The 13,263-nt window shown below is 73.7% G+C and carries 12 protein-coding genes and 2 pseudogenes; 6 read left to right on the top strand and 8 right to left on the bottom strand.

Annotation, left to right across the window (positions count from 1 at the left end; translation table 11 throughout):
• Window positions 1-130: 130 nt before the first annotated feature.
• The 7 genes and pseudogenes from ACZ4VA_RS16950 to ACZ4VA_RS16980 all read right to left on the bottom strand — a co-directional run bounded on the left by ACZ4VA_RS16950 (window position 131) and on the right by ACZ4VA_RS16980 (window position 6,673).
• The gene (locus tag ACZ4VA_RS16950) at window positions 131-1,174 is read right to left on the bottom strand and encodes a zinc-dependent alcohol dehydrogenase family protein (protein WP_356174114.1); all 1,044 of its coding nucleotides are present in this window, start codon (window positions 1,172-1,174) and stop codon (window positions 131-133) included.
• A gap of 117 nt (window positions 1,175-1,291) precedes the next feature.
• Window positions 1,292-1,601: pseudogene (locus ACZ4VA_RS16955) on the bottom strand (sterol desaturase family protein); the annotation flags it as partial.
• A gap of 41 nt (window positions 1,602-1,642) precedes the next feature.
• Window positions 1,643-2,353: pseudogene (locus ACZ4VA_RS16960) on the bottom strand (VIT1/CCC1 transporter family protein).
• A gap of 46 nt (window positions 2,354-2,399) precedes the next feature.
• Window positions 2,400-3,626 (bottom strand): amidohydrolase family protein, encoded by a 1,227-nt coding sequence (locus ACZ4VA_RS16965; RefSeq protein ID WP_356239206.1) that lies wholly within the window; start codon window positions 3,624-3,626, stop codon window positions 2,400-2,402.
• Window positions 3,623-4,963 carry an amidohydrolase family protein gene (locus ACZ4VA_RS16970; protein WP_389390729.1) on the bottom strand — a complete coding sequence of 447 codons (1,341 nt, stop codon included), beginning with the start codon at window positions 4,961-4,963 and terminating at the stop codon, window positions 3,623-3,625. The genes ACZ4VA_RS16965 and ACZ4VA_RS16970 overlap by 4 nt, the downstream gene beginning before the upstream one ends.
• A gap of 28 nt (window positions 4,964-4,991) precedes the next feature.
• Window positions 4,992-5,876, bottom strand: a complete 885-nt coding sequence (locus ACZ4VA_RS16975) for an SDR family NAD(P)-dependent oxidoreductase (protein ID WP_356239203.1) — start codon at window positions 5,874-5,876, stop codon at window positions 4,992-4,994.
• Window positions 5,876-6,673, bottom strand: coding sequence for an acetoacetate decarboxylase family protein (locus ACZ4VA_RS16980; RefSeq protein ID WP_355787835.1), 798 nt, complete (start codon window positions 6,671-6,673; stop codon window positions 5,876-5,878). The genes ACZ4VA_RS16975 and ACZ4VA_RS16980 overlap by 1 nt, the downstream gene beginning before the upstream one ends.
• A 114-nt stretch (window positions 6,674-6,787) precedes the next feature.
• On the opposite strand from ACZ4VA_RS16980, the gene ACZ4VA_RS16985 reads away from it, so the two are divergent.
• The 6 genes from ACZ4VA_RS16985 (at window position 6,788) to ACZ4VA_RS17010 (ending at window position 12,525) form a co-directional block, all read left to right on the top strand.
• Window positions 6,788-7,408 carry a TetR/AcrR family transcriptional regulator gene (locus tag ACZ4VA_RS16985; protein ID WP_355787838.1) on the top strand — a complete coding sequence of 207 codons (621 nt, stop codon included), beginning with the start codon at window positions 6,788-6,790 and terminating at the stop codon, window positions 7,406-7,408.
• Window positions 7,409-7,614: 206 nt separating this feature from the next.
• On the top strand, window positions 7,615-8,607 hold the full coding sequence (locus tag ACZ4VA_RS16990; protein WP_356239200.1) for a DEDDh family exonuclease: 993 nt from the start codon (window positions 7,615-7,617) through the stop codon (window positions 8,605-8,607).
• A gap of 96 nt (window positions 8,608-8,703) precedes the next feature.
• Window positions 8,704-8,937, top strand: coding sequence for a hypothetical protein (locus tag ACZ4VA_RS16995; protein WP_356174100.1), 234 nt, complete (start codon window positions 8,704-8,706; stop codon window positions 8,935-8,937).
• A gap of 77 nt (window positions 8,938-9,014) precedes the next feature.
• The gene (locus ACZ4VA_RS17000) at window positions 9,015-9,806 is read left to right on the top strand and encodes an SURF1 family cytochrome oxidase biogenesis protein (protein WP_356174097.1); all 792 of its coding nucleotides are present in this window, start codon (window positions 9,015-9,017) and stop codon (window positions 9,804-9,806) included.
• 170 nt (window positions 9,807-9,976) lie between these two features.
• Window positions 9,977-11,764 (top strand): glycoside hydrolase family 15 protein, encoded by a 1,788-nt coding sequence (locus ACZ4VA_RS17005; RefSeq protein ID WP_355792480.1) that lies wholly within the window; start codon window positions 9,977-9,979, stop codon window positions 11,762-11,764.
• A gap of 5 nt (window positions 11,765-11,769) precedes the next feature.
• A complete protein-coding gene (locus tag ACZ4VA_RS17010; RefSeq protein ID WP_355792483.1) occupies window positions 11,770-12,525 on the top strand; it encodes an SDR family oxidoreductase in 756 nt (251 codons plus the stop codon).
• Window positions 12,526-12,680: 155 nt separating this feature from the next.
• Here ACZ4VA_RS17010 and amaP read toward each other — a convergent pair whose 3' ends face one another.
• Complete coding sequence (gene amaP, locus ACZ4VA_RS17015) at window positions 12,681-13,259, bottom strand: alkaline shock response membrane anchor protein AmaP (protein ID WP_356174091.1); 579 nt, start codon at window positions 13,257-13,259, stop codon at window positions 12,681-12,683.
• Between the last annotated feature and the right edge of the window lie 4 nt (window positions 13,260-13,263).

Consider the following 13,263-nt stretch of genomic DNA (forward strand, 5'->3'; position numbering starts at 1 on the left):
CCGTCGGTGACGGGTCGTGCCGGCCGGCACCGGGGCGCGTACGGCTCCCGCACGCGCGCGCGTGCGGGGGCTCCGGTCACGGCCCCGGCAGCCGGTGAGGACCCGGCGGAAGTGCCGGGCCGCCCCGGGCTCAGTTGGCGATCATGACCTTCAGCGCCGTCCGCTCGTCCATGGAGCGGTAGCCCTCCGGGACGTCCTCCAGACCGACGGTCCGGTCGAAGACGGGCGACGGGTCGATGGTCCCGTCGAGGACGTCCGGCAGCAGTTCCGGGATGTACGCGCGGACGGGGGCGACGCCGCCGCGCAGGGCGATGTTGCGGTCGAACATGACGCTCAGGTCGAGGCCGGTGCCGCTGCCGTGCGGCACCCCCACGAAGCCGACGGCGCCGCCGTCCCGGGTGATGTTCACGGCGGTGCTCATGGACTGCTCGGTGCCGACCGCCTCGACGACGCAGTGCGCGCCCTGTCCGCGGGTCAGCTCCCGCACGGCCGCCACGGCGGCCTCGCCGCGCTCGGCGACGACGTCGGTGGCTCCGAAGCGGCGCGCGATGTCCGTACGCACCTCGTGGCGTCCGAGCGCGATGATCCGCTCGGCGCCCAGCCGCCGGGCGGCGAGCACGGCGCACAGCCCGACGGCCCCGTCCCCGACGACCGCCACGGTCGCGCCGGGCCGCACCCCCGCGCCGAGGGCGGCGTGGTGGCCGGTGCCCATGACGTCGGAGAGCGTGAGCAGCGCGGAGAGCAGCCGCTCGTCGGAGGCCGCCTCCTTGGGCAGCCGGACGAGGGTGCCGTCGGCGAAGGGCACGCGGACGGCCTCGCCCTGGCCCCCGTCGTAGCCGACCGAGCCCCAGAAGCCGCCGTGCTCGCAGGAGGTGGTGAGTCCCTCGCGGCAGTGGTCGCAGACGCCGTCGGACCACATGAAGGGGGCGACGACGAGGTCACCACGCCGCACACCGGTCACCTCGGAGCCGGTCTCCTCGACGACGCCGAGGAACTCGTGCCCGATCCGCTGCCCCGGCTTGCGTGCCGCCTCGCCGCGGTACGCCCACAGGTCGCTGCCGCAGATGCAGGACCGCAGCACCCGTACGACCGCGTCGGTGGGCAGCTGCGCCACGGGGTCGGGAACGTCCTCGACGCGCATGTCGTAGGGGGCGTGGATGGTGGTGGCGCGCATGCGAGGGTCCTTCTCGGCTGATCGGCTGTGGTGCGCTCGGGGGGTGGTCGAGCGCACCTCACCGTACGCCGGGGCGTACACCGGACGCTCGCCGAGGGTGCCCCACGAGACGTGGTCTCACGTGACGGGTTCCGTGACCGGCGTCGTCGTGGCGGCCGGCCGCGCGGGCTGCCATCCGGGGCCGCCCAGGACCCGCCCGGCCCGCTCGCGCCAACCGGGGGCCGCCTTGAGGTCCCTGGCGATGGCGACGTACTCGTGGGTGGCGACGCGCAGGGGGTTGTAGGTGTCGATGTTCTCGGTCAGGCCGTAGACGGGCCGGTCGGTCTCAAGCACGAACGAGCCGAAGAGCCGGTCCCGGACGATGAGGATCCCGCCGAAGTTGCGGTCCAGGTAGCCGCCCCTGGGAGGCGTGGTGGACCCGGTGGTGCCGGGCCTCTCGCACCGCCGCCCCGCAGCCCCCCGCCCCCCTCACACCCCCGCCGCCCCCAGCAGCGCCCCCGCTCCGTACGTGACCGCCATCGCCAGGGCGCCGCCGCCCACGTTGCGGAGGATCGCCCGGCGTGGGCCGGCCGCGCCGAGGCGTGCGCTCGCCCAGCCCGTGACGGTAAGGGCGGCGAGCACGCCGGCCACGGTGACCGGCAGCCGCAGGCCGTCGGGCGGGAGCACGATCGCGAGCAGGGGAAGCAGCGCGCCCGCGGTGAACGCGAGGAAGCTCGCCCAGGCCGCGTGCCAGGGGTTGGTGAGGTCGTCGGGGTCGATGCCGAGCTCCACGCGCGCGTGGGCCCGCAGGGCGTCCCGTTCCGTGAGCTGTACGGCGGCCTCGCGGGCGACCGCGCGGGACAGCCCCCGCGCCTCCAGCAGCTCGGTCAGCTCCTCCAGTTCGGCCTCCGGCTGCTCCCGCAGCTAGCGCCGCTCCTGCGCCAGCGCGGCCTTCTCCGAGTCGAGCTGCGTGGACACGGAGACGTACTCGCCGGCCGCCATGGACAGCGAGCCGGCGAGCAGTCCCGCGAGGCCCGCCGTCAGCAGCGCCGAGCGCTCGCCGGTCGCACCGGCCACCCCGACGACGAGGCCCGCCGTGGAGACGATGCCGTCGTTGGCGCCGAGGACCGCGGCGCGCAGCCAGTTGAGCCGGGCGCCGAGCGCGCCGCCGTGGGCCTCGTCGTGCACTGGTTCCGTCACACCGGGAGGATCGCACCCGGGACGACGCCGGGCGCGTACCGACCCGTCACCACACCCGTACCGAACCGCCCTTCGCGAACACCGGGCTCGTGGCGTCCGGCGGCGGCTCGGTCAGCGGGCGGGCCAGCTCCTCCACCGTCGGTCCCACCTCGGCGGCGATCGGGTCGAGCAGGTCCAGGTCGAAGCCGTACACGCGGGCGGCGTTGCCGCCGACCATCGCCGCGACCTCCTCTCGCGGCAGTCCGGCGTACGCGGCCCGCAGGCCCTCGCGCGAGTACGGGTGGGTGCCCTCGTCGTGCGGGTAGTCGCTGCCCCACATGATCTTGTCGAGGCCGATGCGGTCCCGCAGCGGCACCTCGTGCGACCTCATGAAGCTGGCGCCGACGAAGCAGTGCCGGCGCCACACCTCGGACGGCCCCTCGCCCATCGCGTCCGCGAGACCGGCACCGAACTTGGACTCCGCGGTGGAGGACTTCGCGGCGGCGGCCACCAGCCGTCCGTGGTAGTAGTCCAGCATGTCCAGCACGCCGGGGATCCAGCCCGAGCCCTGTTCGGTGAGCACCAGCCTGAGGCCCGGGTGACGGCGGAAGGCGCCGCCGAACACCAGGTGCCACAGCGCCCGGTGGGAGAACCAGGTCGTCTCCACCATGAACACCGCCCGCGCCGCCGGTTCGTCGCCCAGCGGCGGGGACGCGGAGCCGGCGTGGTGGTTGACCGGCACTCCCAGCTCGTCGCAGACGGACCAGATCGGGTCGTACGCCGACGAGTACAGCTCCAGCAGGCCCGAGCCCGGGGGTGTGCCGGGGAGCAGCAGCCCGCCCCGCAGGCCCGCCGCGACGGCCCGGCGGATCTCCGCCACCGCCGCGTCCACGTCGTTCAGGAGGATCTGGAAGACGCCCGCCCGCCGTCCGGGCGCCGCCGCGCAGAAGTCCGCCAGCCAGCGGTTGTGGGCGCGCAAGCCCGCCCAGCGCAGCTCGAACTCCCCGGCGGTCGGCGCGGGCGCCATCAGCGACGCCGACGGGAAGAACGGCGGGATGGTGTTCGGGAAGACGACCTCCGCGACGATCCCGTCCGCCGCCAGTTCCGCCAGCCGCCGCCCGGAGTTCCAGTTCCGGTCGGCGGTGTCGGCCAGCAGGTCCGCGTAGGGGTTGACGTACGTCTTCGCCCACGCGTCGAAGTCGTCGTGGTACCGGGACTCCAGGTAGGGCCGGTAGTCGAGGAGGTCGGCTCCGGCGTGGCAGTCCGCGGAGATCACCGTGTACCGGTCGGTCATGAGGTGGCCCCCAGCACCGGGAAGTCGTGGTCGGTGAGCCAGTGGCGGCCCACCTCGCGCGAGCGCGCCCAGGACGCCTCCACGGCCGCCTGGTCCTCGCTCTGGCCGAGGTCGGCCGGGGTGGGTCCGATGCGCCGGGCGAGCGGGGCCAGCTCGCCGGTGTCGAAGCCGAAGACCTCCGCGGCGGCCAGGCCGAGCATGCGGCGCGTCTCCGCGACCGGGATGTCGTGGAAGGTGCGGGTCAGCCACGCGCGCGTGTCGGGCCAGGTGCCCTCGGGGTGCGGGAAGTCGCTGCCCCAGAGGATGTTGTCGACGCCGATCTCGTAGCGCTGGGCCAGCTCGCGGCGTTTGGTGTTCGTCGCGCAGACGAAGATCTGGCGGTCCAGGTACTCGTGCGGGGGCCGCCTCAGTTCGGCGAACGGCGAGAGCTTCTTGCCGCCGTGCGCGCCGAGGTAGAGGCGGTCCATGAACCACAGGAGGTTGGGCAGCCACCAGCAGCCCGACTCCGCCACGCCGAACCGCAGGCCCGGGTGGCGCTCGAAGACACCGGACCACAGCAGGAACCACAGGGGGCGGGCGGGCCACCAGGTGACCTCGGAGACGTAGATCCCCAGGTGGTCCCCGTACTCGTGACGCGGGGCGGCCCCCGAGTGGGTGAGCACGGGCATCCCGCACTCCGCGGCGGCGGCCCACACGGGGTCGTAACGACGGTCGTGGTAGGGCGCCTTGTCGACCCACATCGCCGGGATCATGAGGGCGCCGAGGCCCGACTCCCTCGCCCGGTGCACCTCGGCGACCACCCGCTCGACCTCGCCCGTGACGGGCAACAGGGCGACTCCGCAGTGCCGTTCGGGGTTCTCCCCGACGAACTCCGCGAGCCAGCGGTTGTGCGCCTGCGCGCCGGCCATGCCCAGGTCGGGGTCCTGGTCCCCGGAGAGGCCGAGGCCCACGCCGAAGGGCGCGGCCGTGCCGCTGTCCACCGCGTCGGCGTCGGGGAAGACGACCTCGGCCGCCACTCCGTCGCCGTCGAGCTCCTTCAGGCGCTGGGCCGGGTCCCAACCGCCGCGCAGACCCTCCTCGTTGTCGCGGAACCACTTGTCGGCGAACGCCTCGTTGCGGATGCCCAGGCGGGTCATCTCCGCGCGCCGCCGCTCGCGCCCAGCGAGGAACTCGTCGAACTCCCGGTGGAAGCGGGCGTCCAGGTAGGGCCGGTACTCCTCGGTCGGCAGTCCGGCGTGGCAGTCGGAGGAGACGATCAGATAGGGGTCCCCGCCGTCGTGCGCCGCCCCCGTCCGCAACTCGTCGCCGACTGGCGCCACTTGGTCGGATCCGGTCATCGCACACCTCTCGATCGGGTCGGTCGCGTCAGTCGAGGACGAAGTCCTCCAGGTAGGACGGGTTGGTCCGGCCGAGCATCGACCGCGACCTGGCCCGGATCTGCCGGTCGCTGTGCTCGCTCGGCGGCAGCATCCAGAAGCGGTCCGCGCGGATGCCCGAGACGACCAGGCCGGCCACCTCCTCCACGGGCGTGAACCGCACCTCGCGGCCCGCCTCCCTCATCGCGGCCTCCCACTGGCCGAGGCTGCGGTACGGGGTGCGGCGTGGGCGCCGTTTCGCGTACCGGCCGGGGCGGTTGCGGTGCGACTCCCACAGGCCGGTGCGCAGCATGTGGGGTCCAGGGAAGAGCACCGAGGCGCTCACGCGCGCGCGTTCCGCCCTGAGGTGGGCGTACAGGGACTCGGTCATGGTCACGACGGCGGCCTTGGTGACGGCGTACACGGAGGCGGTGGGCAGAGGGGCGATGCCGCCGTCGCCGGACGAGGTGTTGACCACGTGGCCCGGCTCCCCCGCGGCGAGCATCCGCGGCAGGAACGCCTGGACGCCGTGGAAGACCCCCCAGACGTTGACGGCGAAGGCCCATTCCCAGTCGGCGGGGTCGTGCTCCCACATGCGGCCCTCGGCGCCCGAGCCGACGCCCGCGTTGTTGCACAGGACGTGCACCGCGCCGTACCGCTCGTACGCCGACTCCGCGAGCGCCACGACCTGCCCGCGCTCGGCGACGTCCACCACGCACGCGTGCACGTCGGCCCCCTCGCGCCGCAGCTCCGCGGCCGCCTTCTCCAGGGCGCCCTCCTCGACGTCCGCGAGCACCACCTTCAGGGCCTCGGCCGCGAAACGGCGGGCCATCGCCAGGCCGATCCCGCTCGCCGCGCCCGTGACGACGGCGACCTGTCCCTCGCGCAGGTCCATCAGGCACCTCCGGCGGGCGGGCCGTCCAGGACCTGCTGCGGATCGTCGTACCGCTGGTGGATGAAGGGCAGCAGGGCCCCGGCGCTCACGCGTTCCACGGCCCGGCCCCGCTGGGCGGTGGTCCGCTCGCCGAGCGTGATCTCCAGCAGCTCGCGCACGGGCAGGTCGGCGACCGGGTCGTACATCGACTCCCGCAGGACGACGTCCCCGGTGACGCGCCGCAGCCTGCGCACCTTCTCCTCGCGCAGGCAGTGCACCAGGACGGGGTCGTCCTCGAACCCCGAACCGTCCACGGCGGGAAGGAACTTGAAGTAGAAGTCGGTCCTCCGTGCCGGGGCGGGCAGCGGGAGGTCGCCGCTGACCGCGCCACGTACCTCGACGAACGCGATGCCGTGCCGGGCCAGGGCGGCGCGGACCACGAGGCCCTCGCGTTCGACGGTCACCTCGCCGAGCTTCTTGGGTTCACCGAAGACCTCGCGGCCTCCGGTCAGGGCCCGCTCCTGGGTCATCGGCATGACGAGCGGATACCAGCCCTCGACGTCGTCGTGCCGGGCGGCGACGGCGAACGAGCCCGCGCCCAGCGGATGTCCGGCCAGGTCGACCCGGCTGATGTTCACCCGGACCAGTGGCCGTCCGGTGGGTTTCAGCGGGGGCGGCAGCACCGCCGCGACCGCGTCCGGATCGCTCTCCCAGACGGCCACCACTCCGGTGGACCAGATGTCGGGAAGCGCGGACCTCGCGGTGCGCGCGGACGCGATCTCCGCCTCGGTCCGCGCCCCGTACCGCACTCGTGCCATGTCGTACCGCCCTTCGCCGAAGGTTGGTGATGGTCCGTCAGTGGGTCTGTAACACAGTTACAGCAGTCCTCGCGAAGGGTAAACACACGTGCACGACACGCACTTGGGAGCGGCATGGGAAGACCGGCACTCACCCGCGACGCGGTCCTGGACACCGCCGCAGGACTCGTGAAGGAGCATGGTCCGGCGGCGCTCACGATGCGGGGGCTCGCCGCCGAGCTCGGGACGGCCGTCACCTCGATCTACTGGCACGTCGGCAACCGCGAGTCGCTGCTCGACGCGCTCGCCGAGCGGACCGCCGCCGGCCTCGGCGAGATCCGGGCGGCCGGCCGGACCCCCGCCCGGCGCGTCGCGTCCGTGGCGCTCGCCTTGAGGCGGCACCTGCTCGACCATCCGCACCTGGTGGCGATGGTGCACGAACGCGGCCTGACGGAGCGGATGTTCCTCCCCGCCCAGCAGGCGCTCGTGCACGAGGTGCACGCGGCGGGGCTGCGCGGGGCGCGGGCCGCGTCGGTGGTCCACGCCGTCACCTTCCACGTCGTGGGGCACGTCCTGGTGGAGCGCGCCCGTGAACGCGCGCCCCTGCAACACCCCGGTGAGCCGGACCTGTGGGACACCGGCGCTGCCGGGGGCGATCCGGCGCTGGCCCGGGCCCTGGCGCACCCGGCGGACCCCGAACGGCTCTTCGACCTCTCCGTACGCGCCCTGGTCGACGGCCTCCTGACGAGGGGCTGACCGAGGCGGGCCCCGGCGACGAGCGGAGACGCGAGAAATCCGACTCGCCCGTTTTCATGGTAAATGCCCTGATAGTTCGTCAGAAGCCCGTGCCCGCACGGCATCGAGGGAGGCCGCCGTCGACGTCCTTTGCAGCGCACCCGGCGACCGGGCGGACGGCGAACCCGGACCGTCACTGTCGGCGCCGCCCCGTATCCTCGTGAACCATGCTCGAAGACCTCGCGACCGCAGCGTCCCCCGCCGCCTGGCCGGCCGCGTATCCGAAGGGATACGCGGTCGTTGACGTGGAGACCACCGGCCTGGCCCGGGACGACCGGATCATCTCGGCCGCCGTCTACCGGCTGGACGCGCGCGGCGAGGTCGAGGACCACTGGTACACGACGGTCAACCCCGAGCGCGATCCGGGCCCGGTCTGGATCCACGGACTGACGAGCGAGATGCTGGAAGGGGCGCCCCTCTTCCCCGACATCGCCGAGGAGTTCGCGTCCCGTCTCGCGGACCGCGTGCTCGTCGCGCACAACGCCGTCTTCGACTGGTCGATGATCGCCCGGGAGTACGCGCGCGCCGAGCGCGAGGCTCCGGTGCGTCAGCGGCTGTGCACCATCGCCCTCTCCAAGGAGCTGGGGCTGCCGCTGCCCAACCACAAGCTGGAGTCGCTGGCCGCGCACTTCGGCGTCGTCCAGCAGCGCGCGCACCACGCGCTGGACGACGCGCGCGTACTGGCCGAGGCGTTCCGGCCGAGCCTGCGGGCGGCGGCGCGGGGCGGTATCAGGCTGCCCCTGCTCGAATGCCGGCCGCTCACCGAGTGGTCGGCCGCGCCGCGGATCGGCCGGCAGCCCTCCGGCGGGTACTCCTCCGGGGGATACGGGGCGGGCAGCTGGCGTCCGTCCCGCAAGCGCCCCGCGTGCCCGTACCCCAACCCGGGTCGGTACGAAGCGGGCAAACCACTCAAGCAGGGCATGCGGATCGCCTTCTCCGGGGACACCTCGACCGACCGCGAGCTGCTGGAGGACCGCGCCGTCGAGGCCGGGCTGCACATCGCGACGAGCCTGTCCCGGCTCACCAGCCTGCTCGTCACGAACGACCCGGACTCGGGTACGTCGAAGGTCGTCAAGGCACGGCAGTACGGGACGCCGGTGGTCGACGAGGCCGCGTTCGGACAGCTGCTGCGGGACGTGGAGCCGGCCTCCGGGGCCTGAGGGCGCACCCGCGGCCGGACGTCAGACGGGTGATTGCCGGGCGACTCGCCCGCCACCCGCTCGCCCGCGCCGCGTCGGCGCTCCACCCTGTGGCGCATGGCGAGATGTGAAGTCTGTGGCAACGACTACGGCATGACGTTCGAGGTGCACGCGCAGGGCGCGGTGCACGTCTTCGACTGCTTCTCCTGCGCGATCCACCGGATGGCCCCCATCTGCGAGCACTGTCGCGTCCAGATCATCGGCCAGGGCGTCGAGGTCGAGGGGCAGTGGTACTGCGGCGCCCACTGCGCCCGCGCGGAGGGGAGGTCGGGGATCATCGACAAGGTCTGAGCCCGGCCGAACCCGGCTGTCGGCCCCCGCCGGGACCCTCCCGGCGGGGGCCGACACGTGCGGGGTACCGTCGTGGGGTGTACCGCTTCCTGTTGTCCCGGCAGTGGGTGATCCTCACCCTCCTGACGCTCGCGCTCATCCCGACCATGATCGAGCTGGGCTTCTGGCAGCTGCACCGCCACGAGCACAAGGTGGCGCTGAACTCGGTGATCGCCGCGTCGCTGGAGGCGAAGCCGGTGCCCGCCGAGTCGCTCACCGCTCCCGGCCGGACCGTGGCACACGACGACCTGTACCGCCGGGTCACCGCGAAGGGCACCTTCGACACCGCGCACGAGGTCGTGGTCCGCCGCCGCACCAACGCCGACGGCGAGGTCGGCTTCCACGTGCTGACGCCGTTCGTCCTGGACGACGGGCGGGTCCTGCTGGTGAACCGGGGCTGGATCCCCGCGAACGGCGTGCAGACCGCGTTCCCGAAGGTCCCCGCGCCCGCGAAGGGCGAGATCACCGTCACCGGCCGGCTGATGGCCGACCAGACGACGGCCGGCAGCGGCATCAAGAACGTACAGGGCCTGCCGGACCGCCAGATCATGCTGATCAGCAGTGCGCAGCAGGCCGAGCGGCTCGGCAGGCAGGTCCTCGGCGGCTACGTCGAGCAGACCTCGCCCGCCCCCCGGGGCGGCTCCCCCGAGCTGATCCCGGACCCCGAGCACGGTGACATCGGTCCGCACATGGCGTACGCCGTCCAGTGGTGGCTGTTCTCCGCGGGCGTCCCCGTGGGCTGGGTCGTCCTGGTCCGCCGCGAGCGCCGGGACCGGGCGGAGGCCGCCGCGAAGGAGTCCGCGCCGGAGGCCGAACCGGCGGCCGTCTGAGGCCGCTGGTCGGGTGCGGGCCCGCCTGATCCCGACGGCGGTCCCCGGCCGCGGACGGCGACCCGGCGGGCCTTCCGCCGCTCCGTCCTGCGGTTCCCGGCCGGCTCCCGGACCCGGGTGCCACTCCTGCGGCCCGATTGGCGGCCGTCGCACTCGGGAACCCGTCCTGCGTGCAACGACGCATCGAGGACTACGCGCTCATCGGGGACGAACAGACGGCGGCTCTGGTGGGGCGTGACGGTTCCATCGACTGGCTCTGCCTTCCCCGGTTCGACTCACCTGCGTGCTTCGCGGCACTGCTGGGCGACGAGAACCACGGCCACTGGCGCATGGCCCCCAAAGGTGCGGCGGGCCCCTGCACCCGGCGCGCCTACCGGCCCGACTCGCTCGTGCTCGACACCGAGTGGGAGACGGCGGAGGGCGCGGTCCGCGTCACCGACCTGATGCCGCAGCGCGAACGCGCCCCCGACGTCGTACGCGTCATCGAAGGGCTCAGCGGGCGGGTGACCATGCGCAGCTCCCTCATGCTGCGCTTCGACTACGGGGCGGTCGTGCCCTGGATGCGCCGGGAGGACGGCCACCGGGTGGCCGTCGCGGGTCCGGACGCCGTGTGGCTGCGCAGCGATCCGCCCGTGCGCACCTGGGGCAAGGACTTCCGCACGCACTCGGAGTTCACCGTCGCCGCGGGCGAGAAGGTCGCCTTCGTGCTGACCTGGCACCCCTCGCACCAGCAGCGCCCGCCGCTCGTGGACCCCTACGAGGCGCTGCGCTGCAGCCTGGACGACTGGCAGCAGTGGGCGAAACGCTGCCGCTACCGGGGCCCGCACCGGGACATGGTCGTGCGCTCCCTGATCACCCTGAAGGCGCTCACCTACGCGCCGACGGGCGGCATCGTGGCCGCCCCCACCACCTCGCTGCCCGAGGAACTGGGCGGCGTCCGCAACTGGGACTACCGCTACTGCTGGCTGCGCGACTCCACCCTCACCCTCGGCGCGCTGCTGTCCGCCGGCTACCTGGACGAGGCCAAGGCATGGCGTGACTGGCTGCTGCGGGCGGTCGCGGGCGACCCGGCGGACCTGCAGATCATGTACGGCCTCTCCGGTGAGCGCCGGCTGACCGAGTACGAGGTGCCGTGGCTGCCCGGCTTCGCGAACTCCTCGCCGGTGCGGGTCGGCAACGACGCCGTGCGCCAGCTCCAGCTGGACGTGTACGGCGAGGTCATCGACTCGCTCTACGTCTCCCGGCACGCGGGCCTGCCCATGAAACCGCACATGTGGCGGGTGCAGGTCGCGCTGATGGACTTTTTGCGCACGGCATGGCGGCAGCCGGACGAGGGGCTCTGGGAGGTGCGCGGACCGCGCCGGCACTTCGTGCACTCCAAGGTGATGGCGTGGGTGGCGGCCGACCGGGCGGTCCGCGCCCTGGAGGAGGACCCGAAGCTCAGCGGCGACCTGGCGGGCTGGCGCGCGATGCGCGACGAGGTGCACCGCGAGGTCTGCGAGCGGGGCTACGACCCCGTGCGGAACACCTTCACGCAGTCCTACGGTTCACGGGAGCTGGACGCCTCGACGCTGCTCATCCCCCGTTTCGGGTTCCTGCCGCCGGACGATCCCCGGGTGATCGGAACCATCGAGGCGGTCGCCGGGGAGCTCGGCCACAGCGGTCTGGTGCGCCGCTACACCACCGACGAGACACTCATCGACGGACTGCCCGGCGACGAGGGCACGTTCCTCGTCTGCTCCTTCTGGCTCGCGGACGCCCTCCACCTGATCGGCCGCGGGGACGAGGCACGGCGGATGTTCGAACGGCTGGTGGGACTGGCCAACGACGTCGGCCTGCTCTCCGAGGAGTACGACCCCGTCGCGGGCCGCCAGCTGGGCAACTTCCCCCAGGCGTTCAGCCACATCGGCCTGGTGAACACCGCCCTCGCCCTGTACGCGGACGAGAGGGCAGGATAGGAGCCATGGATCTTGGACTGAAGGACCGTGTGTACGTCGTCACGGGAGCCACCCGTGGCCTGGGCGCCGCGGCCGCGCGTGAGCTGGTCGCCGACGGCGCGAAGGTGGTCGTCACGGGGCGCGAGGAGAAGAAGACCGCCGAGGCCGCCGCGGCGCTCGGCCCGAACGCCGTCGGGGTGGCCGCCGACAACGCCGACCCGGGGTCCCCGGCGAGGCTGATCGAGGCGGCCCGCGCCCACTTCGGCGGCTTCGACGGCGTGCTCGTCAGCGTCGGCGGCCCGGCCCCCGGCTTCGTCGCCGACAACACCGACGAGCAGTGGACGGCGGCGTTCGAGTCCGTCTTCCTGGGCGCCGTACGGCTGGCCCGCGCCGCCGCCGCGGAACTCGGCGAGGGCGGCGTCATCGGGTTCGTGCTGTCCGGCTCCGTGCACGAGCCGATCCCGGGGCTGACCATCTCCAACGGTCTGCGGCCCGGCCTCGCGGGCTTCGCCAAGTCGCTCTCGGACGAGCTGGGTCCGCGCGGCATCCGCGTCGTCGGCCTGCTGCCGGCCCGCATCGACACGGACCGCGTCCGCGAGCTGGACGCCCTGTCCGCCGACCCCGAGGCCACCCGTGCCGCCAACGAGTCCCGTATCCCGCTGCGCCGCTACGGCAGGCCGGAGGAGTTCGGCCGCGCGGCGGCCTTCCTGCTCTCCCCCGCGGCGTCCTACCTGACGGGCATCATGCTCCCGGTCGACGGCGGCATGCGGCACGGGTTCTAGGCCGCGCGCGTCCCGTCGGCACGGGTTTCAGCCGCGCGCTTCCCGTAGGTGGGGCGGCCGGTGACGGTGCTCGGGCCGGCTCTCGACCGTGGGATCGCCGCCCGGGTACCGGAGCCGGTTCCCGGGCGGATGCCGGTGCGCCACCGGCCGCGCGGTCAGTTGACGCGTTCGGCCCGGTGCTTGGCCGCGCGCAGCCGTACCTCCGAGGGCAGCGCGGCCAGGCCCGCCGAGTCACGCGCGTGCGCGAGCGCCCGCGTGGTCAGCAAGTGCAGCGTGTCCCCGGGGTCCGCGTGCGGTTCCAGCACGAGCCGCATCCGCGTCCGGGGTCCGGTACGGCGCCCGGTCAGCCGTACCTGGGCCCGCTCGACGCCGTCCAGGTCCCCCGCCTCACCGGCCAGGACGCCCTCCATGGCGCGTCCGCGCAGCAGCGCGCCCTCGCCGTCGCCGGTGTCGACGAGCACCTCGGCGAGCCTGCGCCGCCGCAGCACCGCCGCGAGCCACCACAGGGCCAGCAGCAGGATGACGGCGAGGGCGGCGATGACGGCCGGCCACCACCAGCCCTCGTCCCGCCACCGGGTCCGGTCGGCGTCGCTGAGCAGCACGTCGTGCCGCCCGTCGTAGATCCACCAGGAGGGCGGGTCGAGTCCCAGCCCGACGGCGAGCACGGAGCCCCCGAGGACGACGAGCACCAGCCCGGCGATCCCCAGCAGCACACGGTTGACGGCCCTGAGCACCGGA

It is taken from the genome of Streptomyces sp. NPDC028308, assembly GCF_055565855.1.